This window comes from Mesorhizobium tamadayense (assembly GCF_003863365.1).
Taxonomy (GTDB): Bacteria; Pseudomonadota; Alphaproteobacteria; order Rhizobiales; family Rhizobiaceae; genus Mesorhizobium; species Mesorhizobium tamadayense.
Genome location: NZ_RQXT01000011.1, coordinates 76,911 through 94,011, shown reverse-complemented (window position 1 = coordinate 94,011; position 17,101 = coordinate 76,911). Strand labels below are relative to the sequence as shown.

The 17,101-nt window shown below is 64.9% G+C and carries 17 protein-coding genes and 1 pseudogene; 7 read left to right on the top strand and 11 right to left on the bottom strand.

From position 1 onward, the window contains the following. The first annotated feature begins 129 nt into the window (after positions 1–129). The 4 genes and pseudogenes from EH240_RS11865 to EH240_RS38830 all read left to right on the top strand — a co-directional run bounded on the left by EH240_RS11865 (position 130) and on the right by EH240_RS38830 (position 1,425). Entirely contained in the window at positions 130–450 is a 321-nt protein-coding gene (locus tag EH240_RS11865; RefSeq protein ID WP_095809696.1) for an ArsR/SmtB family transcription factor, read from the top strand. Beyond that, a complete protein-coding gene (locus EH240_RS11860) occupies positions 447–896 on the top strand; it encodes an SRPBCC family protein (protein ID WP_124998366.1) in 450 nt (149 codons plus the stop codon). The genes EH240_RS11865 and EH240_RS11860 overlap by 4 nt, the downstream gene beginning before the upstream one ends. 41 nt (positions 897–937) lie before the next feature. Beyond that, positions 938–1,129: pseudogene (locus EH240_RS38835) on the top strand (SRPBCC family protein); the annotation flags it as partial. Positions 1,130–1,209: 80 nt separating this feature from the next. Next, entirely contained in the window at positions 1,210–1,425 is a 216-nt protein-coding gene (locus EH240_RS38830; protein ID WP_245435951.1) for an SRPBCC domain-containing protein, read from the top strand. A gap of 76 nt (positions 1,426–1,501) precedes the next feature. On the opposite strand, the gene EH240_RS11850 is transcribed toward EH240_RS38830, so the two are convergent. From EH240_RS11850 to EH240_RS11840, 3 genes are read right to left on the bottom strand one after another with little or no spacing between them, the layout of a single operon-like run. Then, positions 1,502–2,668 (bottom strand): NAD(P)/FAD-dependent oxidoreductase, encoded by a 1,167-nt coding sequence (locus EH240_RS11850; protein WP_124998364.1) that lies wholly within the window; start codon positions 2,666–2,668, stop codon positions 1,502–1,504. A gap of 23 nt (positions 2,669–2,691) precedes the next feature. After that, complete coding sequence (locus EH240_RS11845) at positions 2,692–4,191, bottom strand: ATP-binding protein (protein WP_425374790.1); 1,500 nt, start codon at positions 4,189–4,191, stop codon at positions 2,692–2,694. Positions 4,192–4,250: 59 nt separating this feature from the next. Continuing rightward, entirely contained in the window at positions 4,251–4,946 is a 696-nt protein-coding gene (locus EH240_RS11840; RefSeq protein WP_124998361.1) for a response regulator transcription factor, read from the bottom strand. A 718-nt stretch (positions 4,947–5,664) separates the two neighbouring features. Here EH240_RS11840 and EH240_RS11830 point away from each other — a divergent pair. Together EH240_RS11830 and EH240_RS11825 are read left to right on the top strand one after the other, a co-directional pair. Further along, positions 5,665–6,540 (top strand): HpcH/HpaI aldolase/citrate lyase family protein, encoded by an 876-nt coding sequence (locus tag EH240_RS11830; RefSeq protein WP_124998360.1) that lies wholly within the window; start codon positions 5,665–5,667, stop codon positions 6,538–6,540. Positions 6,541–6,569: 29 nt separating this feature from the next. Then, the gene (locus tag EH240_RS11825) at positions 6,570–6,776 is read left to right on the top strand and encodes a DUF1737 domain-containing protein (RefSeq protein ID WP_124998359.1); all 207 of its coding nucleotides are present in this window, start codon (positions 6,570–6,572) and stop codon (positions 6,774–6,776) included. A 40-nt stretch (positions 6,777–6,816) separates the two neighbouring features. On the opposite strand, the gene EH240_RS11820 is transcribed toward EH240_RS11825, so the two are convergent. The 7 genes from EH240_RS11820 to tesB form a co-directional block, all read right to left on the bottom strand. Next, complete coding sequence (locus EH240_RS11820; RefSeq protein ID WP_124998356.1) at positions 6,817–7,623, bottom strand: exodeoxyribonuclease III; 807 nt, start codon at positions 7,621–7,623, stop codon at positions 6,817–6,819. A 127-nt stretch (positions 7,624–7,750) separates the two neighbouring features. After that, on the bottom strand, positions 7,751–8,419 hold the full coding sequence (locus tag EH240_RS11815; protein ID WP_124998354.1) for an outer membrane lipoprotein carrier protein LolA: 669 nt from the start codon (positions 8,417–8,419) through the stop codon (positions 7,751–7,753). Between the two features lie 148 nt (positions 8,420–8,567). Beyond that, positions 8,568–11,213, bottom strand: coding sequence for a DNA translocase FtsK (locus tag EH240_RS11810; protein ID WP_124998352.1), 2,646 nt, complete (start codon positions 11,211–11,213; stop codon positions 8,568–8,570). A 211-nt stretch (positions 11,214–11,424) separates the two neighbouring features. Beyond that, a complete protein-coding gene (locus tag EH240_RS11805) occupies positions 11,425–11,700 on the bottom strand; it encodes a hypothetical protein (RefSeq protein ID WP_124998350.1) in 276 nt (91 codons plus the stop codon). A gap of 302 nt (positions 11,701–12,002) precedes the next feature. Beyond that, entirely contained in the window at positions 12,003–13,316 is a 1,314-nt protein-coding gene (locus EH240_RS11800; RefSeq protein WP_425374789.1) for an ammonium transporter, read from the bottom strand. Positions 13,317–13,366: 50 nt separating this feature from the next. Then, positions 13,367–13,705 (bottom strand): P-II family nitrogen regulator, encoded by a 339-nt coding sequence (locus tag EH240_RS11795; RefSeq protein ID WP_027169082.1) that lies wholly within the window; start codon positions 13,703–13,705, stop codon positions 13,367–13,369. 249 nt (positions 13,706–13,954) lie between these two features. Next, a complete protein-coding gene (tesB, locus tag EH240_RS11790) occupies positions 13,955–14,818 on the bottom strand; it encodes an acyl-CoA thioesterase II (protein WP_124998346.1) in 864 nt (287 codons plus the stop codon). Between the two features lie 108 nt (positions 14,819–14,926). Here tesB and EH240_RS11785 point away from each other — a divergent pair, with 108 nt between their 5' ends. Continuing rightward, positions 14,927–16,189 carry a ubiquinone biosynthesis hydroxylase gene (locus EH240_RS11785; protein ID WP_124998344.1) on the top strand — a complete coding sequence of 421 codons (1,263 nt, stop codon included), beginning with the start codon at positions 14,927–14,929 and terminating at the stop codon, positions 16,187–16,189. A gap of 268 nt (positions 16,190–16,457) precedes the next feature. Here the strand turns inward: EH240_RS11785 and EH240_RS11780 are convergent, their stop codons facing one another. Continuing rightward, positions 16,458–16,988 (bottom strand): hypothetical protein, encoded by a 531-nt coding sequence (locus tag EH240_RS11780; protein WP_124998342.1) that lies wholly within the window; start codon positions 16,986–16,988, stop codon positions 16,458–16,460. Positions 16,989–17,101: the final 113 nt, after the last annotated feature.

Genomic DNA, 17,101 nt, shown 5'->3' with positions numbered 1-17,101 from the left:
GATTGCTGAGGCACCGTTTACACAAAGCGTCGGGCAATTGAAAGACGGCTGTTCCGCTGGCCTTGGTCTGGGCCATGGAAATGCGCAGTCGCGTCTTGACATGCAACCAAATGGTTGCATATTAAAGCCATGAGCATGGATGCCGTCTTTCGCGCTTTGGCCGACCCGACCCGCCGGCAATTGCTGGACAGCCTCTATGCCAGGAACGGGCAGACGCTGAACGCGCTGTGCGAGCGGATGGACATGACGCGCCAGGCGGTGACCAAGCACCTGGCGATTCTCGAGGAGGCGAACCTCGTCACCACGGTCCGCCGGGGCCGGGAAAAGGAGCACTACCTCAATCCCGTTCCGATCAACGAGATCGCCGAGCGCTGGATCGGCAAGTTCGAGCGCCATCGGCTGGATGCATTGAGCGACCTGAAGAAACGACTTGAAAGGGAAGAGCCGTGAGCGACAACAGCTTCGTCTACGTTACCTACATCCGCACCACGCCCGAAAAACTTTGGACGGCGCTGACCGATCCGGAGTTCAACCGGCAGTTTTTCCTCTGCTCCTACCAGGAGAGCGACTGGAAAGTCGGCTCGAGCTGGAAGCTGATCCTGCCCGACGGGCGCGTTGCCGACTCGGGCGAGATCCTGGAAATCGACCCGCCAAGGCGCCTGGTCATCAAATGGCGCAACGAGTGGATGCCCGAGGTCAAGGAAGACGGCTACACGCGCTGCACCTTCACGATCGAGCAGGACGGCGACATGATGAAACTTGCCGTCACCCATGAGGCCGATGGCCCGCACAAGCTGATCGCAAACGTCGCCAAGGGCTGGCCGCTGGTGCTGTCCAGCCTCAAGAGCCTGCTCGAAACCGGCAAGGGTTTCGAGCGCCCGCCATCAAAGGGCTGAAGCTTCGTTTCAGATACGAAACAATCACTGGGGAGCCCGAAATGATGATGGGATATTCCTTGCCGCAGGCCATCACGAATGGCGAGACGGTTATGGCCTCGGCCGAAATCCTCGCCCCGACGGAGCAAGTCTTCGCCGCGCTCGTCACGGATGAAGTCGAGCGCTGGTGGGGTTCCGCCGACACCTATCGCATGACCGGCTGGACCGTCGATCTTCGCGTCGGCGGCCGCTGGAGCGTCACGGTGAGGACTACCGACGGCAGGCGGCTGCCGGCGGAGGGAGAGTTCTCGAGGTCAAGACGCCGCGAAGGATCGTGCAGACGAGGCGCTATGACTGGGACCATCCGACGCTTGGCCGTCACGAAACGACGGTCGCCTATCTGCTGGAGCCGACCACCAGCGGCACGCTGCTCACCGTCTGCCATGGCGGCTTCGCCGGCTTCCCGGATGCGGCGGCCGAGCATGCCGAGGGATGGGCGCGCGTGCTGGGATGGCTGCAAGCTTATGCAGGAAGGCTGATAGCAGCTTAGGCTATAAAGAGATGTCGGCAGGCCAGAGGGAGGTGGGCGGGAACTCGACAGAACGCGTTGTTCCGCCGAAGCTGCCTCAAATCACATTCAGCTCCCGGAACGCCCGCCCTTCCGCCACGCGCCCGTAGCCGAACGCCGTGCAATCCACCGTCCGGTAGCCGCCATGCACGATGAGCTCCGACAGCGCCTTGCCGACCGCCGGCGCCTGCTGCAGGCCGTGACCGGAAAAGCCGTTGGCGAAGAGGAAGTTCTCGACCTCCGGGTGCGGGCCTATCACCGCGTTCTGGTCGAGCGTGTTGTAGTCGTAGTGCCCGACCCAGGCGCGCGTCGGCTTGATCGCCTCGAAGGCGGGGATGCGGGTGGCGAGCACCGGCCAGATCACCTCCTCGAACAGTGGCCAGTGGACCTCGAAATCCCTGGGGTCGGGTGCGCAATCGCCTTCCTCCGGCTCGGCGCCGCCGGTGATGTAGACCGAGCCTTCCGGCCGCACGTAGATGCCGGAGGGATCGACCAGCAGCGGCATGTCGGCGTATTTCTCGCGCGCCTCGAAGACGAAGACGTTGCGCTTGCGCGGCTCGACCGGCAGCTCGAGCCCGGCAAAAGCCGCAACCTTGCCGGCGTTCGGGCCGGCGGCGTTGACGATGATGCCGGCTTCCAGCGTCTCGCCGTTGTCGAGGCTCACGCCGGTGACGCGGTTGCCCTGGCGCGCGACACCGGTGACCGAGGCGGTGATGAAATCGATCTTCTTCTCGCGCAGCACCTTGCGGAACAGCATCAGCATCGCATGCGCGTCGAACCAGCCCTCGCCGGTGCGGCCATAGGCGCCGGCTGAGATGCCTTCGGCCGACAGCCAGGGGAAGCGGCGCGTCAGCTGATCGGCGTCCTCGAGAACAATGTCGGCGCCTTCGGCGATCTGCGCCTCGTGATTGGCCTTGAGGATCGGCAGCCCGGCTTCGCCAGCAAGGATCAGATAGCCGCCCTCGCGGAAGCCGATATCGGCGTCGGCGCCAAAAGTTTCCTTCAGCCGCCGGAACAGTTTCAGCGTGAACTGCGACAGGCGGATGTTTTCGGGAATAGAGAATTGCTGGCGGATCGAGGCGCAGGACAGCGTCGTCGCCGCATGGGAGAATTGCGGATCGCGCTCGATCAGCGCGATCGAGCCGGTGAAGCCCTCCTCGCGCAAATAATAGGCGACCGAGGAACCGACGATGGCCCCGCCGATGATGACGATGTCGTAGCGCACTTGTCTCTCCGATCCGCCGGTCCTCACGCGACCGGCAAATTGATCTCGAAGCGCGTGCCGCGTGCGGAGTCAACCAGCGTTATCGTGCCATCATGCGCTTTCAGGAGGGCCAGCACGATGCCGAGCCCCATGCCGGTGCCGCCGGCCTCGCGCCTTGTGGTGAAGAACGGCTCGAACACTTTTGCGCGGTTGCTGGCCGAAATGCCGTCGCCGTCGTCGCCGACATGGATGGCCGCTCTTTCGCCAGTCCTTTCGGCGCCGATCGTCACCTGCTTCGCGCCATGCCGCGCCGAATTGTCGATGAGATTGGCGAGCACGATCGCGAGATTCTCGCCGGAGATGCCGAGGCCAATATCGCCGCCGGCCTCGATGCGCACCTCCAGTCTGGTGTCGACCGGCAGCAGCGCCAGCGCCGCGCCGAGCGTCGTGCTTGCGCCGCTCGGCGCCAGGTTTTCCGCGCGCGCCAGTTCGAGCAGCCGGCGCACCAGTAGATTGAGCCGCCCCGCGTCGGTGACGATGTTGTTGGAGAAGCGCCGCCGCTCGGCCTCGTCCATGGTCCCGCCGGAATCCCTGAGCAGCTCGGCCGCGCCCTGGATCGCCGTCAGAGGCGATTTCAGCTCGTGCGAGACGTGGGTGGCGAAGGTCTGGATGCTGTCGGAGCGCGCTTGCAGTTTTTGCGCCATGTCGAGGAAGGCGGCCGACAGCGCCGCCATCTCGCGCGTGCCGTGATGGGCGAGCGGCCGCATCGCCTCGCGATCGCCGGCGGCGATGCGTTTTGTCCGGTCGATCAGCGCATAGATCGGCCGGCTGACCGTGCGGATGAACACCAGCGCGATCAGCAGCGTGCCGCCGAGAATGGCGATCGCCGCGAGCGTGACCTTGCCGCGCTCGCCATAGAGATGCTTGACGATGTTGTTCGGTGTTCGCGAGAGGTAGACCACGCCCGCGACCCTGGCCCCAACCTCCACGGGCATGGCCACGAAGACACGCACCTTGGTACCGCGGCTCACCGAATAAAGCGGCGGCGGCGGCTGGTCGGGGACCCTTAAGCGGAGCTCGCTTGCGTAGCTGCCCGCGAGCGCCCGCCGCACCTCCTCGACCTGGCCGAGCGACAAGCCCACCTCACCGCCGCCGGCAATCACCACGCCATGCGGGTCGAGCAGCCGGAAGCCGGCGAGCGTCGTCTTCTGCGTCTCGTCGAGAATCCCGTCGAGCCGCGCGCCGATGGCCGCGAAGGCCGGATCGGCCGTCGCGGGAAGGGCGTTCGGGCGCGTCGGCATGACAGACTCGGAGGCAAGGTCGAGACGCGGCTCGATCGGCTCGTAGGGATAGTCGAGGGAGTTGGACGACTGCGCCGGTATCGGCGGCCCCAGCTTTTCCTGGGCAATGCCGGCGGCGCGCACCGCTTCGGCATAGACGGCGGCGACGACCGCGCCCTGCGCGATGAGCTCGCCCTCGGTCTGGCGGATCAGCTGGTTCTCATAGAGCCGGAAGAAGAACAGCCCGACCAGCGGCAGCGCCATCACCACGATCAGGATGGCGACGACGACGGTGGCGAGCCGCGGCCGCCATCTTTCCTTGCTCAACCACCGCATCGGCCGAGCCGGAAGCCGACGCCATGCACGGTCTCGATCGCATCCACGCAGCCGACGGCCGCGAGCTTGGCGCGGATGTTGCGGATGTGGCTGTCGACGGTGCGCTCGGAGACATGGATGTTCGATTGATAGGCATTGGCCATCACCGCGTCGCGGCCAAGCACGTGAAGCGGGCGGGCGAGAAAGCCCTTGACGATGGCGAACTCGATGGCCGTCAGCACCAGCGGCTTGCTGTCGAAGCTCGCCGCATGGCTGGCCGGAACAAGCGTGAGCCTGCCATGCGCGAACTGCCGGTCGCTCGCTTCCTGCACCGGCGCAGGACGCGCGCGCCGCAGGATGACATTGACGCGGGCGACCAGCTCGCGCGGGCTGAACGGCTTTGTCACATAGTCGTCGCCGCCCATTTCCAGACCCAGGATGCGGTCGATTTCCTCATCCCGCGCGGACAGGAACAGCACCGGCACATCGGAGCGCTGGCGCAGCCTGCGGCAGACCTCCAGCCCGTCCATCTCCGGCATGCCGATGTCGAGCACGATGAGGTCGGGCGCCTGGCGCTCGACCGCCTGCAGGGCGGCGGCGCCGTCGGCGACGGCAAGCGTCGTCATGCCGGCCTTTTCCAGCGCGAAGCAGATGATCTCGCGAATGTGCGGATCGTCGTCGGCGACGAGGATGTTGTGCGGCATGGAATCAGCGGCCCGGTTCGGTGACGGCAGGATTAGAGCAATTCCGGGAAAAGTTTGAACGGTTTTCGGGCCGGAATTGCGTCAAACAAGGAGATGGAGCGGTTCCGCGTTTCCGTGAAAACGACAAACCGCTCGGGCAACCGCGCCGCGCTTGTCGAGAGCGCGCAGCAGAATGGCGGAGAGCGTCATGGCCGGGCTCCCATCCGCACGGCCGTCCGGACGGCATGCCGCGATCTCGGGACGAAGGGCAGAATGCTCGCCGTGGGGCGCAGCCTATACGGCTCGACGAGCCACCAGCCGTCATTGCGCAGCCGGCGCGGCAGGGACCAGCGGTGGTTTCCGAGTGTTCGCATGCCACCTGTTTCACCGGCGGACGCGAAAAGCTCGGGGCGGATTGGAGGAGGTTTTCCGCATTGATTTGCAGATTTCGTGCAGGAGCGAATCGCTTGAGGCTAGCGCTGCCCCTCACCTGCCTGCCGGCATCCTCTCCCCGTATAGTGATGGGGAGAGGGGTGCTGTCATCGCCGGTTTCGCTAATTACGTCGCAACAAGGGCGCCGAGGTTGCGGCAAGCCCTTCTCCCAGTCACTATGCGGGGAGGAGTGCCCGGCAGGGCGATGAGGGGCGGCGCCGATCTCGGCGATTAGCTGGTCTCCAACGCAAGTCGGGCGATTGCCTGCGCACTTGCCTCCCCCACCGGCAGCCGGCATAGATCGGCCATGACCAGCGAAACTTACCGCCCGCGCCGCTCGGTACTTTATGTGCCGGCTTCGAACGACAAGGCGCTCGCCAAGATCCCGTCCTTGGCCTGCGACGCGGTCATCATCGACCTCGAGGATGGCGTGGCACCCGCGGACAAGGTTTCCGCACGCGACAAGCTTGCAGGCGTTCTGGCCGCGCGCGCCGAACGGCGTCGCGAGATGGTGGTGCGCGTCAATCCGCTCGCATCCGAATGGGGCATTGACGACCTTTTAGTCTTAGCCAAGGCAGAGCCCGACGGCATCCTTTTGCCCAAGATTGGCACGCCGCGCGACATCCTCGAGGCCGGCGACCTGCTCGACGACAATTTTGCGCTCGACACAGTAAAACTGTGGGCGATGATCGAGACGCCCAAGGCCCTGCTCAACATCGGCGCCATCGCCGAGCTCGGCCGCGATCCGGCTTCACGCCTTGCTTGTTTTGTTGCCGGAACGAACGATCTGGTGAAGGCAACTGGTATCTCGACCGACCGTCGCTACCTGATGCCATGGCTGATGCAGCTGGTGCTGGCCGCCCGCGCCGGCGGCCTCGACGTGATCGACGGCGTCGCCAACGACTTTCGCGACCTGGACGGGTTTGCCCGCGAATGCACCGAGGCGGCCGCCATGGGTTTTGACGGCAAGTCGCTGATCCATCCCGCGCAGATCGAGCCGGCGAACCGCGCCTTTGCGCCGTCGCCCGAGACGCTGGCCTGGGCGCGCGCGATCAGGGAGGCGTTCTCACGGCCCGAAAATGCCGGCAAAAGCGTCATTGCGCTGGACGGCCGCATGGTCGAGCGGCTGCATCTGGCCGAGGCCGCGAAACTTCTGGCGAAGGCCGCAATCATCGGCGCATGATGCGCTGGGATTCACCACAAGGTTGCAACATGAAACTCTACCGCTTTCTGTCCGGTCCGGACGATGCCAGCTTCTGCCACAAGGTGACGGCGGCCCTGAACAAGGGCTGGCACCTGTTCGGCTCGCCGACCTATGCCTATGACAAGACGACCAAGTCGATGCGCTGCGGCCAGGCCGTGGTGAAGGATATCGAGGGCCAGGAATATACCGCGGATACCAAGCTCAGCGATTGGTAGGGAAGCGTCGCTCGCTCCTTGTCCCGGGACGAAGGCAAAGCTACTCCAAATCAAACTTCGCGATCACTGGCACGTGGTCCGACGGCTTTTCCCACCCCCGCGCGACCTTCAGGATCTCGTAGCCGGCAAAGCTCGGCACCAGATTGGCCGATGACCAGACATGGTCGAGCCGGCGGCCGCGATCGGAGGCTTCCCAGTCCTTCGCGCGATAGCTCCACCAGGTGTAGAGTTTTTGCTCGGCGGGCATGTTGAGCCGCATCAGGTCGACCCAGCCGCCGGCCTGCCGCATCGCCTCGAAATTTAACGTCTCGACCGGCGTGTGGCTGACGACGTTGAGCAGCTGCTTGTGCGACCAGACGTCGTGCTCCTGCGGCGCGATGTTGAGGTCGCCGACCAGGATCGAGGCGGATACCTCGTCCTGGCTCGCCGGAACGCCGTTCATCTCGGCGACGAAATCGAGCTTGTGCCGGAATTTGCGGTTGATGACGGGATCGGGCTCGTCGCCACCGGCTGGCACATAGAAATTATGCAGCAGGATCGACCTGTCGCCGGCCTGAACCTTGACCGACAGATGGCGGCTGTCTTCGATCTCGCAGAAGCGTCGCTTCTCGACCAGCTCGATCGGGCGGCGCGCCACTGTCGCGACGCCGTGGTAGCCCTTCTGGCCGTGGAAAAGGATGTGCTCGTAGCCGGCCTTGCGGAAGGCCTTTTCGGGAAAAAGCTCGTCCGGGACCTTGGTCTCCTGCAGGCAGAGCACGTCGGGCGCATGCTCTTTCAAGAGCCGCTCGACGATCGGCATGCGCAGGCGCACGGAGTTGATGTTCCAGGTGGCGACGGTGAAAGGCATGCGGCGAGGTCCGGGACGGGGTAAGTCGCCGAACTACTGCCAGCCGCGCGCCGTAAAAACAAGCTGGGCGACAATTGCCGAGGTCAGCGCTCGCCAACGCTCGCAAGGCTACCCAAGACGAAGCAAGCTATCTTGTCTTGGTATTCAGCTCGCGGTTCGCCGTATAGTCGATGGCGAAGGTGTCGGGCGGGATTGAGACGCCTTCCTTGACGTTGAAGATCATCACCGTCGTGTCCTTGCCCTGCGCGTCGGTGATCGTCCACTGGCGCAGCTCGTAGCTCTTGGGATCGAACATCATGGTGATCCGGGCATTGCCGAACACCGACTTGTCGGACAGCTGGATGGTGGTGAGGTCGTCCTCTTCCTTGACGGCCTTCACGCGCCCGCCGGACAGGTCGATCCTGTCGTCGAGCAACAGCTTCAAAGGCGTCTTCGACAGCGGATAGAGGTCTGAGGTGTTGAGCTTCTTGTTGAGGATGACGACCGATTTGCCGTCGGAGATCACCCGGAAATTCGACGATCCGTCGTAGTTGAAGCGGATCTTGCCGGGGCGTTCGAGGAAGAACTTGCCGCCGGTCTGCTCGCCCTTCGGGCCGAACTGCACGAACTCGCCGCTCATCGATTTGACCGAGGAGAAGTGGTCGGCGATCTTTTGCGCCGCCGGCGGAATCGCGGCCTGCGCCTGGGCCAGGAGCTGGAAGCCGGGCACGACGTTGATGGCCGCGGCTCCCGCGAGCACCAGGCCAAGGCCGAGCACCTGCCGGCGGGCTGGGGCGAAATCTGTCAGGGTCTTCATGCCGGTCACTTCCTGTGGTTCGTCTTGGGTCTGAAGTCTCTGGACCCCCAGTTAGGCCTAAGTTTGGCAGATCACTCGGCGCTTCGTCGCGTGAACGCGCCGGAAGGTTCAAAGTTGCCCGCCGGCCGGATCGACGGGCCACCAGACCCTAGAACTTGTCCTCCTCGGTGGGAACGAGGATCTCGCGCTTGCCGGCGTGGTTGGCCGGGCCGACGATGCCTTCCTTCTCCATCTTCTCGATGATCGAGGCGGCGCGGTTGTAGCCGATGCCGAGCCGGCGCTGGATGTAGCTGGTCGAGGCCTTGCCGTCGCGCAGCACCACCGCCACCGCCTGGTCGTAGGGGTCGTCGGAATCCTCGAAATTGCCGCCACCACCGCCGGAGCTCCTGCCCGAGGAGCCGCCTTCCTCATCGTCGTCCTCGTCGTCCTCGGTGATGGCGTCGAGATATTCGGGCACGCCCTGCAGCTTGAGATGCCCGACGATCCGCTCGACCTCGTCGTCCGAGACGAAGGGGCCGTGGACGCGCTGGATGCGGCCGCCGCCGGCCATGTAGAGCATGTCGCCCATGCCGAGTAGCTGCTCGGCACCCTGCTCGCCCAAAATGGTGCGGCTGTCGATCTTCGACGTCACCTGGAAGGAGATGCGGGTGGGGAAGTTGGCCTTGATCGTGCCGGTGATGACATCGACCGATGGGCGCTGCGTCGCCATGATGACATGGATGCCGGCGGCGCGCGCCATCTGCGCCAGGCGCTGCACCGCGCCTTCGATGTCCTTGCCGGCCACCATCATCAGGTCGGCCATCTCGTCGATGATGACGACGATATAGGGCATCGGCTCGAGGTCGAGATCCTCCGTCTCGTAGATCGCCTCGCCGGTCTGGCGGTCGAAGCCGGTCTGCACGGTGCGCGAGATTTTTTCGCCCTTCTTCTCGGCTTGGCTGACGCGCGCGTTGAAACCGTCGATGTTGCGCACGCCGACCTTGGACATCTTGCGGTAGCGGTCCTCCATCTCGCGCACGGTCCATTTCAGCGCCACCACCGCCTTCTTCGGATCGGTGACGACGGGCGTGAGCAGATGTGGGATGCCGTCATAGACCGAGAGCTCGAGCATCTTCGGGTCGATCATGATCAGCCGGCATTCCTGCGGCGTCAGCCGGTAAAGCAGCGACAGGATCATGGTGTTGATGGCGACCGACTTGCCCGAGCCGGTGGTGCCGGCCACCAGCACGTGCGGCATCTTGGCGATGTCGACGATTACCGCCTCGCCGTTGATTGTTTTGCCGAGCGCCAGCGCCAGCTTGGCCTTGGTCGTCTCGAAGTCGCGGCTGGCCATGATCTCCCTGAGATAGACCGTCTCGCGCTTGGCATTGGGCAGCTCGATGCCGATGGCGTTGCGGCCGGGCACGACGGCGACACGGCAGGCGATCGCGCTCATCGAGCGGGCGATGTCGTCGGAGAGGCCGATGACGCGTGAGGACTTTATACCGGGCGCGGGTTCGAGCTCATAGAGCGTGACGACCGGACCCGGGCGGACATGGATGATCTCGCCCTTGACGCCGAAGTCCTCGAGCACGCCTTCGAGCAGCCTTGCGTTCTGCTCCAGCGCATCCTTCGACAGGCTCGGGTCCTTCGCCACGTTCTTCGGCTCGGACAGGAAATGCAGCGACGGCATCTCGAACGTGCCGGAGCCGATCAGCGAGGTCTGCGCCTCGCGCTGGACGCGCGCGCCCTGCACCGGGCGCGGCGCCGGGGCTGCCACACGGGTCGCCGCGTCGGATCGGAAGTTGCGCACATTGGCGCGGCGCTGGACAGGCTCCTCGTCGTCGAAATCGGCCTCTTCGTCGTCGAAGACGTCGTCATCGACGGGATCGACCGAAGCGCTGCGGTCGTTGACCATGGCGGCAAAGAATTCCGGCTCGACGCGGGCCCGCCCGCCAGGGCTCATCCTGGCCTCGGCATACTCGGCCGATTCGACCCGTTCGGCGGCGCGTCGCCAGGCGCTGGCGCGCGGCTCCATCTGAGGCTCGAACTCGTCGCGCTCCTGCCTGCGGCGCGCGGCGCGGCGGTGCATCCAGGCACGGAACGACAGCCACCAATGGGTGATGGCGCCGAGCGCAAGAATGCCTTCGTCGCCCTCGTCCTCATCCTCGTCGAACAGCAATTCGTCCTGCTCGCGCGGATCAGGCCCGGCGGCGCGATCCATGACGGCAAAGCCGTTCTTGCGCGAGATCAGCGCCGAGCCATAGGCGAACAGCCACAGGGCGGGTGCTGCAAGCACAACGGTGATGATGCTGGCGAAAAGACCCTTCGGATAGCCGCCGACGGCGATGCCCGGGATCTTCAGCACCATGTCGCCGAAGACACCGCCCAGGCCGGTCGGCAGCGGCCAGGTGTTGGGCGGCGTGACGCAGCCGGCGATCGCCGCGGCAAGCAGCGCGAAGCCGAACCAGGCAAGCCCGCGCTTCGGCAGCCTGTCGACGCCCCGCGCGGAGAAGAGGAGAAAACCCCAGATCACCGCCGGCACCAGGCCGGCGACCGCGGCAAGGCCGAAGAACTGCATGGCGAGGTCGGAAAACACCGCGCCTGCATAGCCCATGGCGTTGGTGACGATGTTGTTGGTGGCGTGCGAGAAGCTCGGGTCGGCGACGTTCCAGGTGGCCAGGCTGGCGACGCCGAACGCGGTGAACACGAAAAGGCCGGCGCCGGCCAGCCGTCCGACCTGCCGGCGCGCGAACGCCTGGATGCCGTGCCCCGTATCGGTCAGCGCGAGCGGTGCTGAAGCGCCTGAACGCATGCTTCTTCCCCGTAAGTCGTTGCCTGGCCGGGCGCATGACGCACTCCGGCAGATTCGAACGCCAGACTATCGGTGGGAAGGTTAAGGCCGCATTAACCATGGCCTTTCACCAGGTGCCTCGCAGAAAGGAAATGGCGGGCCGCGAAGCCCGCCATCCCTGATTGGCAACGACGAAAACGATCAGGCCCGTCCGGACCCGACCTTCCGCAAATTATTTGTGACCGGCATACTGCATCAGGCTGGCGCAGAATTCGGCGTGGGGCTTGCTCATCGCCGCGTCCTGGCACTCCTTCATCATCATGTCCTGCTTGTCCTTCGCGGTCGCAGCCCAGGCCGCCTTGAAATCGGCCTCGGGCTTCATCGTCTTCATGCTGGAATCGGTGAAGAACGGGGCCATATTGTCAGGCTCGTCGAGAGCGCCAGCAAGTGCAACGCCGCTGACCATCGACAGAGCCATTGCTCCCAGGAAGATATTCTTGAAGTTCATTAGTTGGTTCCTTCCCTGATATTTGGCGAGCGCCAGGATGGCGGTCGCAGTCCCGGTACGGAACCCGAAAGCCCTATGTTTCTTCCCGTTTGCGCATCACGCGAACGTGATCGCGTCGGAAATGGCCTCCCGTTTGCACCCGATTTCCAAAAAAAGAGGCCCGGAAAATTTTCCGGGCCTCAAGGCGTGAGCCCCTTTTGAGAGCGTCACGACGGGATCTTGGGAGTGAACCGCTCAGCGGCTTTGGTGATATCCGGGCCGGCGGGAGGAGGATCCGCCGGCCCCTTTGGCAAGGCCCGGCCTTACGGCACCACTTCGCCGTGCTGGGTGACGTCGAGGCCTTCGACCTCTTCCTGGCTGCTCGGACGCAGGCCGACCAGCGCCTTGACGATGAAGAGGATCACGAAGGTGGCGATCGCCGTCCACAGGATGGTGAAGACGATGCCGTAGACCTGCGTGCCGACCGAGGCGTCCTTGCCGAGCGCGTTGATCGCCGGATCGGCGAGCGCGCCGGTGAGCAGCGCGCCGACCACACCGCCAACGCCGTGAACGCCGAAGGCATCGAGGGAGTCGTCATAGCCGAACGCATGCTTGAGCTTGACCGCCGACAGGTAGCAGACGACGCCGGCGATGAGGCCGATGATGAAGGCGCCGGTCGGATTGACGAAGCCGGAAGCCGGCGTCACCGCGACCAGGCCGGCGACGGCGCCCGAGATGATGCCGAGCACCGAGGGCTTCTTGGCGACGATCCATTCGGCGAACATCCAGGCCAGCGCCGCGGCGGCGGTGGCGACTTGCGTGTTCATCATCGCGGCGCCGGCGAGGCCGTCGGCTGCAAGCTCCGAACCGGCGTTGAAGCCGAACCAGCCGACCCACAGCAGCGAGGCGCCGATCACCGAATAGACGAGGTTATGCGGCGCCATGTTGGTGGTGCCGTAGCCCTCGCGCTTGCCGAGAACGAGCGCGCAGACGAGGCCGGCGACGCCGGCATTGATGTGGACGACCGTGCCGCCAGCGAAGTCGAGCACGCCGGCAGCGCCAAGGAAGCCGCCGCCCCACACCCAATGGGCGATCGGCGCGTAGACGAAGACCAGCCACAGGCCCATGAAGATCAGCAGTGCCGAGAACTTCATGCGCTCGGCGAAGGCGCCGGCGATCAGCGCCGGGGTGATGATGGCGAACGTCATCTGGAACATCGAGAAGACGAATTCGGGGATGTTCGCCACGCCCGGCGCCCACAGCGTCGCGGTGGTGATGCCGTGGTGGAAGAATTTCGAGAAGCCGCCGACGAACTTGTTGAGGCCGCCGCCGTCGGAGAAGGCGAGCGAATAGCCGAACATGAACCACAGCACCGTCACCAGGCAGGTGATGGCGAAGCTCTGCATGATGGTGGCGAGCACGTTCTTCTTGCGCACCATGCCGCCGTAGAATAGCGCCAGGCCCGGAATGGTCATCATCAGCACCAGCGCCGTCGAGGTCAGCATCCAGGCGGTGTTGCCGGTGTCGAGCGCGGGCGCCGGCGCCGCGGCCGGAGCCGCGGCCTCCTGCGCGAAGGCGGCGGCGGTGCTGAGCGCTACGAGAGCGAGCGAAGCGGCCGCGCGTCCCGTCGTCTTCAAGGTGGAAGGAATATTCATTGAACTCTCCGTTGGAATAGCTGGTCGCCGCCTTACAGCGCGTCGGTGTCTGTTTCGCCGGTGCGGATGCGTACCGCCTGGTCGATGCCGAAGACGAAGATCTTGCCGTCGCCGATCTGGCCGGTCTTGGCGGCCGACGTGATGGCTTCGACGGCCTTGTCGACCATGTCGGCGCCGACGGCGACTTCGATCTTGATCTTGGGCAGGAAGCTCACCGCGTATTCCGCGCCGCGATAGATTTCCGTATGTCCCTTTTGACGCCCGTAGCCTTTGACTTCGGTGACGGTCAGGCCCTGGATGCCGACGGCGGTGAGCGCTTCGCGCACCTCGTCGAGCTTGAACGGCTTGATGATTGCCATCACGATTTTCATAAGGTTTCACCCTTTGCTGTTGCGGTCCCCCGCGTTTGCACACCTTCACCGATCCCGAGGAGAGCCGGAGAGTGCCCGACAGGATTCAAGCTTCGTGCCAATTGCCGAGGCAGGGTGTTAACCTGTTGTAAACAAAAGGGATGAACAGTCCGTGCACAACAATCGTGCGCGCAGGCGCCACAGGGCCTGATTAATAAATAGGCAAAATCTGGAAAATGCCTGCTTTCTGGGCGTTAACTCGACGCCGGCTTAGCGTTTCAGCCGGATGAGGCCTTCCTGGGCGACCGAAGCGATCAGCGTTCCGTCGCGCGCGAACAGCGATCCGCGCGTGAAACCGCGCGAGCCTTGCGTGGAGGGACTGTCCTGCGTGTAGAGGATCCAGTCGTCCAGCGAATGGCTGCGGTGGAACCACATCGCGTGGTCGAGGCTGGCCGCGTGGATGTCGCGGTCGAAAATGGCGCGGCCGTGCGCGAAGGTCGAGGTGTCGAGCAACGTCATGTCGGAGAGATAGGCAAGCACGGCGGCTTGAGTGGCGCGGTCCTCCGGCACCGGGCCGGTGGTACGGATCCAGATGTTCTGCTCCGGCTCTAACTTCTCGCGGCTGGTGTAGTGCTTCAGCATCACCGGCTTCATCTCGATCGGCCGGTCGCGCTCCCAGTAGCGCCTGATGCCTTCCGGCACCGCCTCGCCGAACTTGCCGATCAGCTCGCGCTGCGACAAAAGCGTGTCGGGCGCCGGCACGTCGCTCGGCATCGGCAGCTGATGCTCCAGCCCCACCTCGTCCTGCTGGAAGGACGCCTCCAGCGAGAAGATCGCCTGCCCGTGCTGGATCGCCACCACCCGGCGCGTGGTGAAGGAGCCGCCGTCGCGGATGCGGTCGACCTCGTAGACGATCGGCACCTTGGTGTCGCCGGGCCGCATGAAATAGCCGTGCAGCGAATGCACATGACGCTCCGGCTCCACCGTGCGCTGCGCCGCGACCAGCGCCTGGGCGATCGTCTGGCCGCCGAAGACGCGCTGCCAGTCGAGCTTGGGGCTGCGACCACGATACAGATTGTGTTCGAGCTGCTCGAGGTCGAGAATGCCGAGAAGCTCGTCCATGGCCGCTGTCATATTCCACGTCCTTGAAAAGATGTGCCATGGCGGGTTTCGGACAGGACAGGCGGGCAGTCAAGCCGCTACGGCAGCAGCCCAGGCCGGAAGCCGCGAAAGGAGAGTGCCATGGTCGACCGCAAGGCGAATGAAGCAGGCGCGGCCTCGTTGGATGTGCTGGTGGCTGGCGCCGGCTATGTCGGCCTGACCGCAGCGGTCTCGCTGAAGCAGGCGCGCCCGAGCCTTGCCGTCGCCATTGTCGACGCGGCACCCGCCGGCGTCTGGCAGAAGGACGGCCGCGCCTCGGCGATCGCCGCCGCGGCCAGCCGCATGCTGGAGCAGCTCGGCGTCTGGGACGAGATCGCGCCGGAGGCGCAGGCGATCACCGAGATGATCATCACCGATTCGCGCGCCGCCGATCCGGTGCGTCCGGTGTTCCTCACCTTCGACGGCGAGGTGGCGCCCGGCGAGCCGTTCGCGCATATGGTCGCCAACCGGGTTCTGAACGGGGCGCTGCGCCGGCGCGCCGAAAAGCTCGGCATCGACATCATCGAAGGCATGGCCGTCAGCGCTTTCGACACGAACGGCGCCGGCATCACCGTGCATCTGGCCGACGGCGCGGCGCTGAAGGCGCGGCTGCTGATCGCCGCCGACGGCGTCAATTCGAAGCTGCGCGACATGGCCGGCATCAAGACGGTGAAATGGGAATACGGTCAGTCCGGCATCGTCTGCACGGTCGCCCACGAACGTCCTCATAACGGCCGCGCCGAAGAGCATTTTCTGCCGGCCGGCCCGTTCGCCACCTTGCCGCTGAAGCCCGACAAGGACGGCACAAATCGCTCCTCGATCGTCTGGGTCGAGCGCGCGCAAGATGCCAAAACGCTGGTCGAGGGCGACGAGTTCGCCTTCGAGCACGAGCTGGAGCAGCGCTTCGGGCTCAAGCTCGGCGAAATCCGCGTCGCCGACAAGCCGCGCGCCTGGCCGCTCGGCCTTACCCTTGCCCGCGCCTTCGTTGCGCCGCGCATCGCGCTCGCCGGCGACGCCGCGCACGGCATCCACCCGATCGCCGGCCAGGGCCTCAATCTCGGCTTCAAGGATGTCGCCGCGCTTGCCGAAGTGGTGGTCGAGGCCGACCGGCTCGGCCAGGACATCGGCGCGCTCGACGTGCTTGAGCGCTACCAGCAATGGCGGCGCTTCGACACGCTGCAGATGGGCATCACCACCGATGTGCTGAACCGGCTGTTCTCCAACGACATCGGCCCGCTGCGCGCCGCGCGCGACATCGGCCTCGGTCTTGTCGAGCGCATGCCGAAGCTCAAGGATTTCTTCATTCGCCAGGCCTCGGGCCTGTCCGGCGACACGCCGAGGTTATTGAAGGGCGAGGCGATCTGACTGCCTCACAATTGGCGGAAGCCTCCCAACCTCGTCATCCTTGGGCGTAGCGACGCGAAGCGGAGCGAAGACCCAAGGATCCATGCCGTGACCTTAGCCGAGGAATGCAGCGGAGCAGAATCTGCACCGTCGTAGCGCTCTGAGGTCACGGCATGGATCCTATGGTCTGCGCCGCGTCGCTTCGCTCCTTGCTCCGCCATAGGATGACGACGCGAGATGCGTTTCGGTTATTCATGAAGGCATGCGATCTGCCAATGATGCCAAGCGTTTAGTTCACCTCAAAACCCAGCTTCTGCCGCAACCTCAGCATCCGCTGGTCGGCGATCCGCAGACTCTGCTCGCCGCCCTGCGCCACGCGGTTCAGCATCCTGAGCAGATCGTCTCTTTCGCTAGGGTCGAGGCGCTCGCGCAGGAACGGCGCCAGCTTGTCGATGACGATCGTCGTGTCGTCGATCTGCGCGGCGGCCCACTTGGCGTAGACGACCGCCTCGTCGGTCTTCTTCGCACTCGCCGCGATCTGCGAGATCACTTCACGAATGACGGCTTCGCGCCGCGGCAGGATAGGGCCATCCTCGGCGACGATCGCGGTGATCAGCGTCGCGGCGGCCACGACCAGATCGTCGATCGCCGTCAGCGGCGAGAGCGCCGCCTGCTTGCGCAGCTTCTTGCGGCGGATATTGCCTTGCACGCGGCCGACGACGTCGGCAACCTCGCGTGCGGCCTCGTTCATGGCCTTCATCCGGTACCACCAGATGGCCGCTGCTCCCAGCAAGCCAAGTACGGCAATCAGAAAGGGCATGCCGAAAATCCCCCGAAAATCCCGGCGACGATAGAAGAAGAGCGGCATCGCTTCAACACGCGACAGTTGCGGCAGTTTAGAAAACCTGAAGAAGCTGCCGCAGCCGTCATACG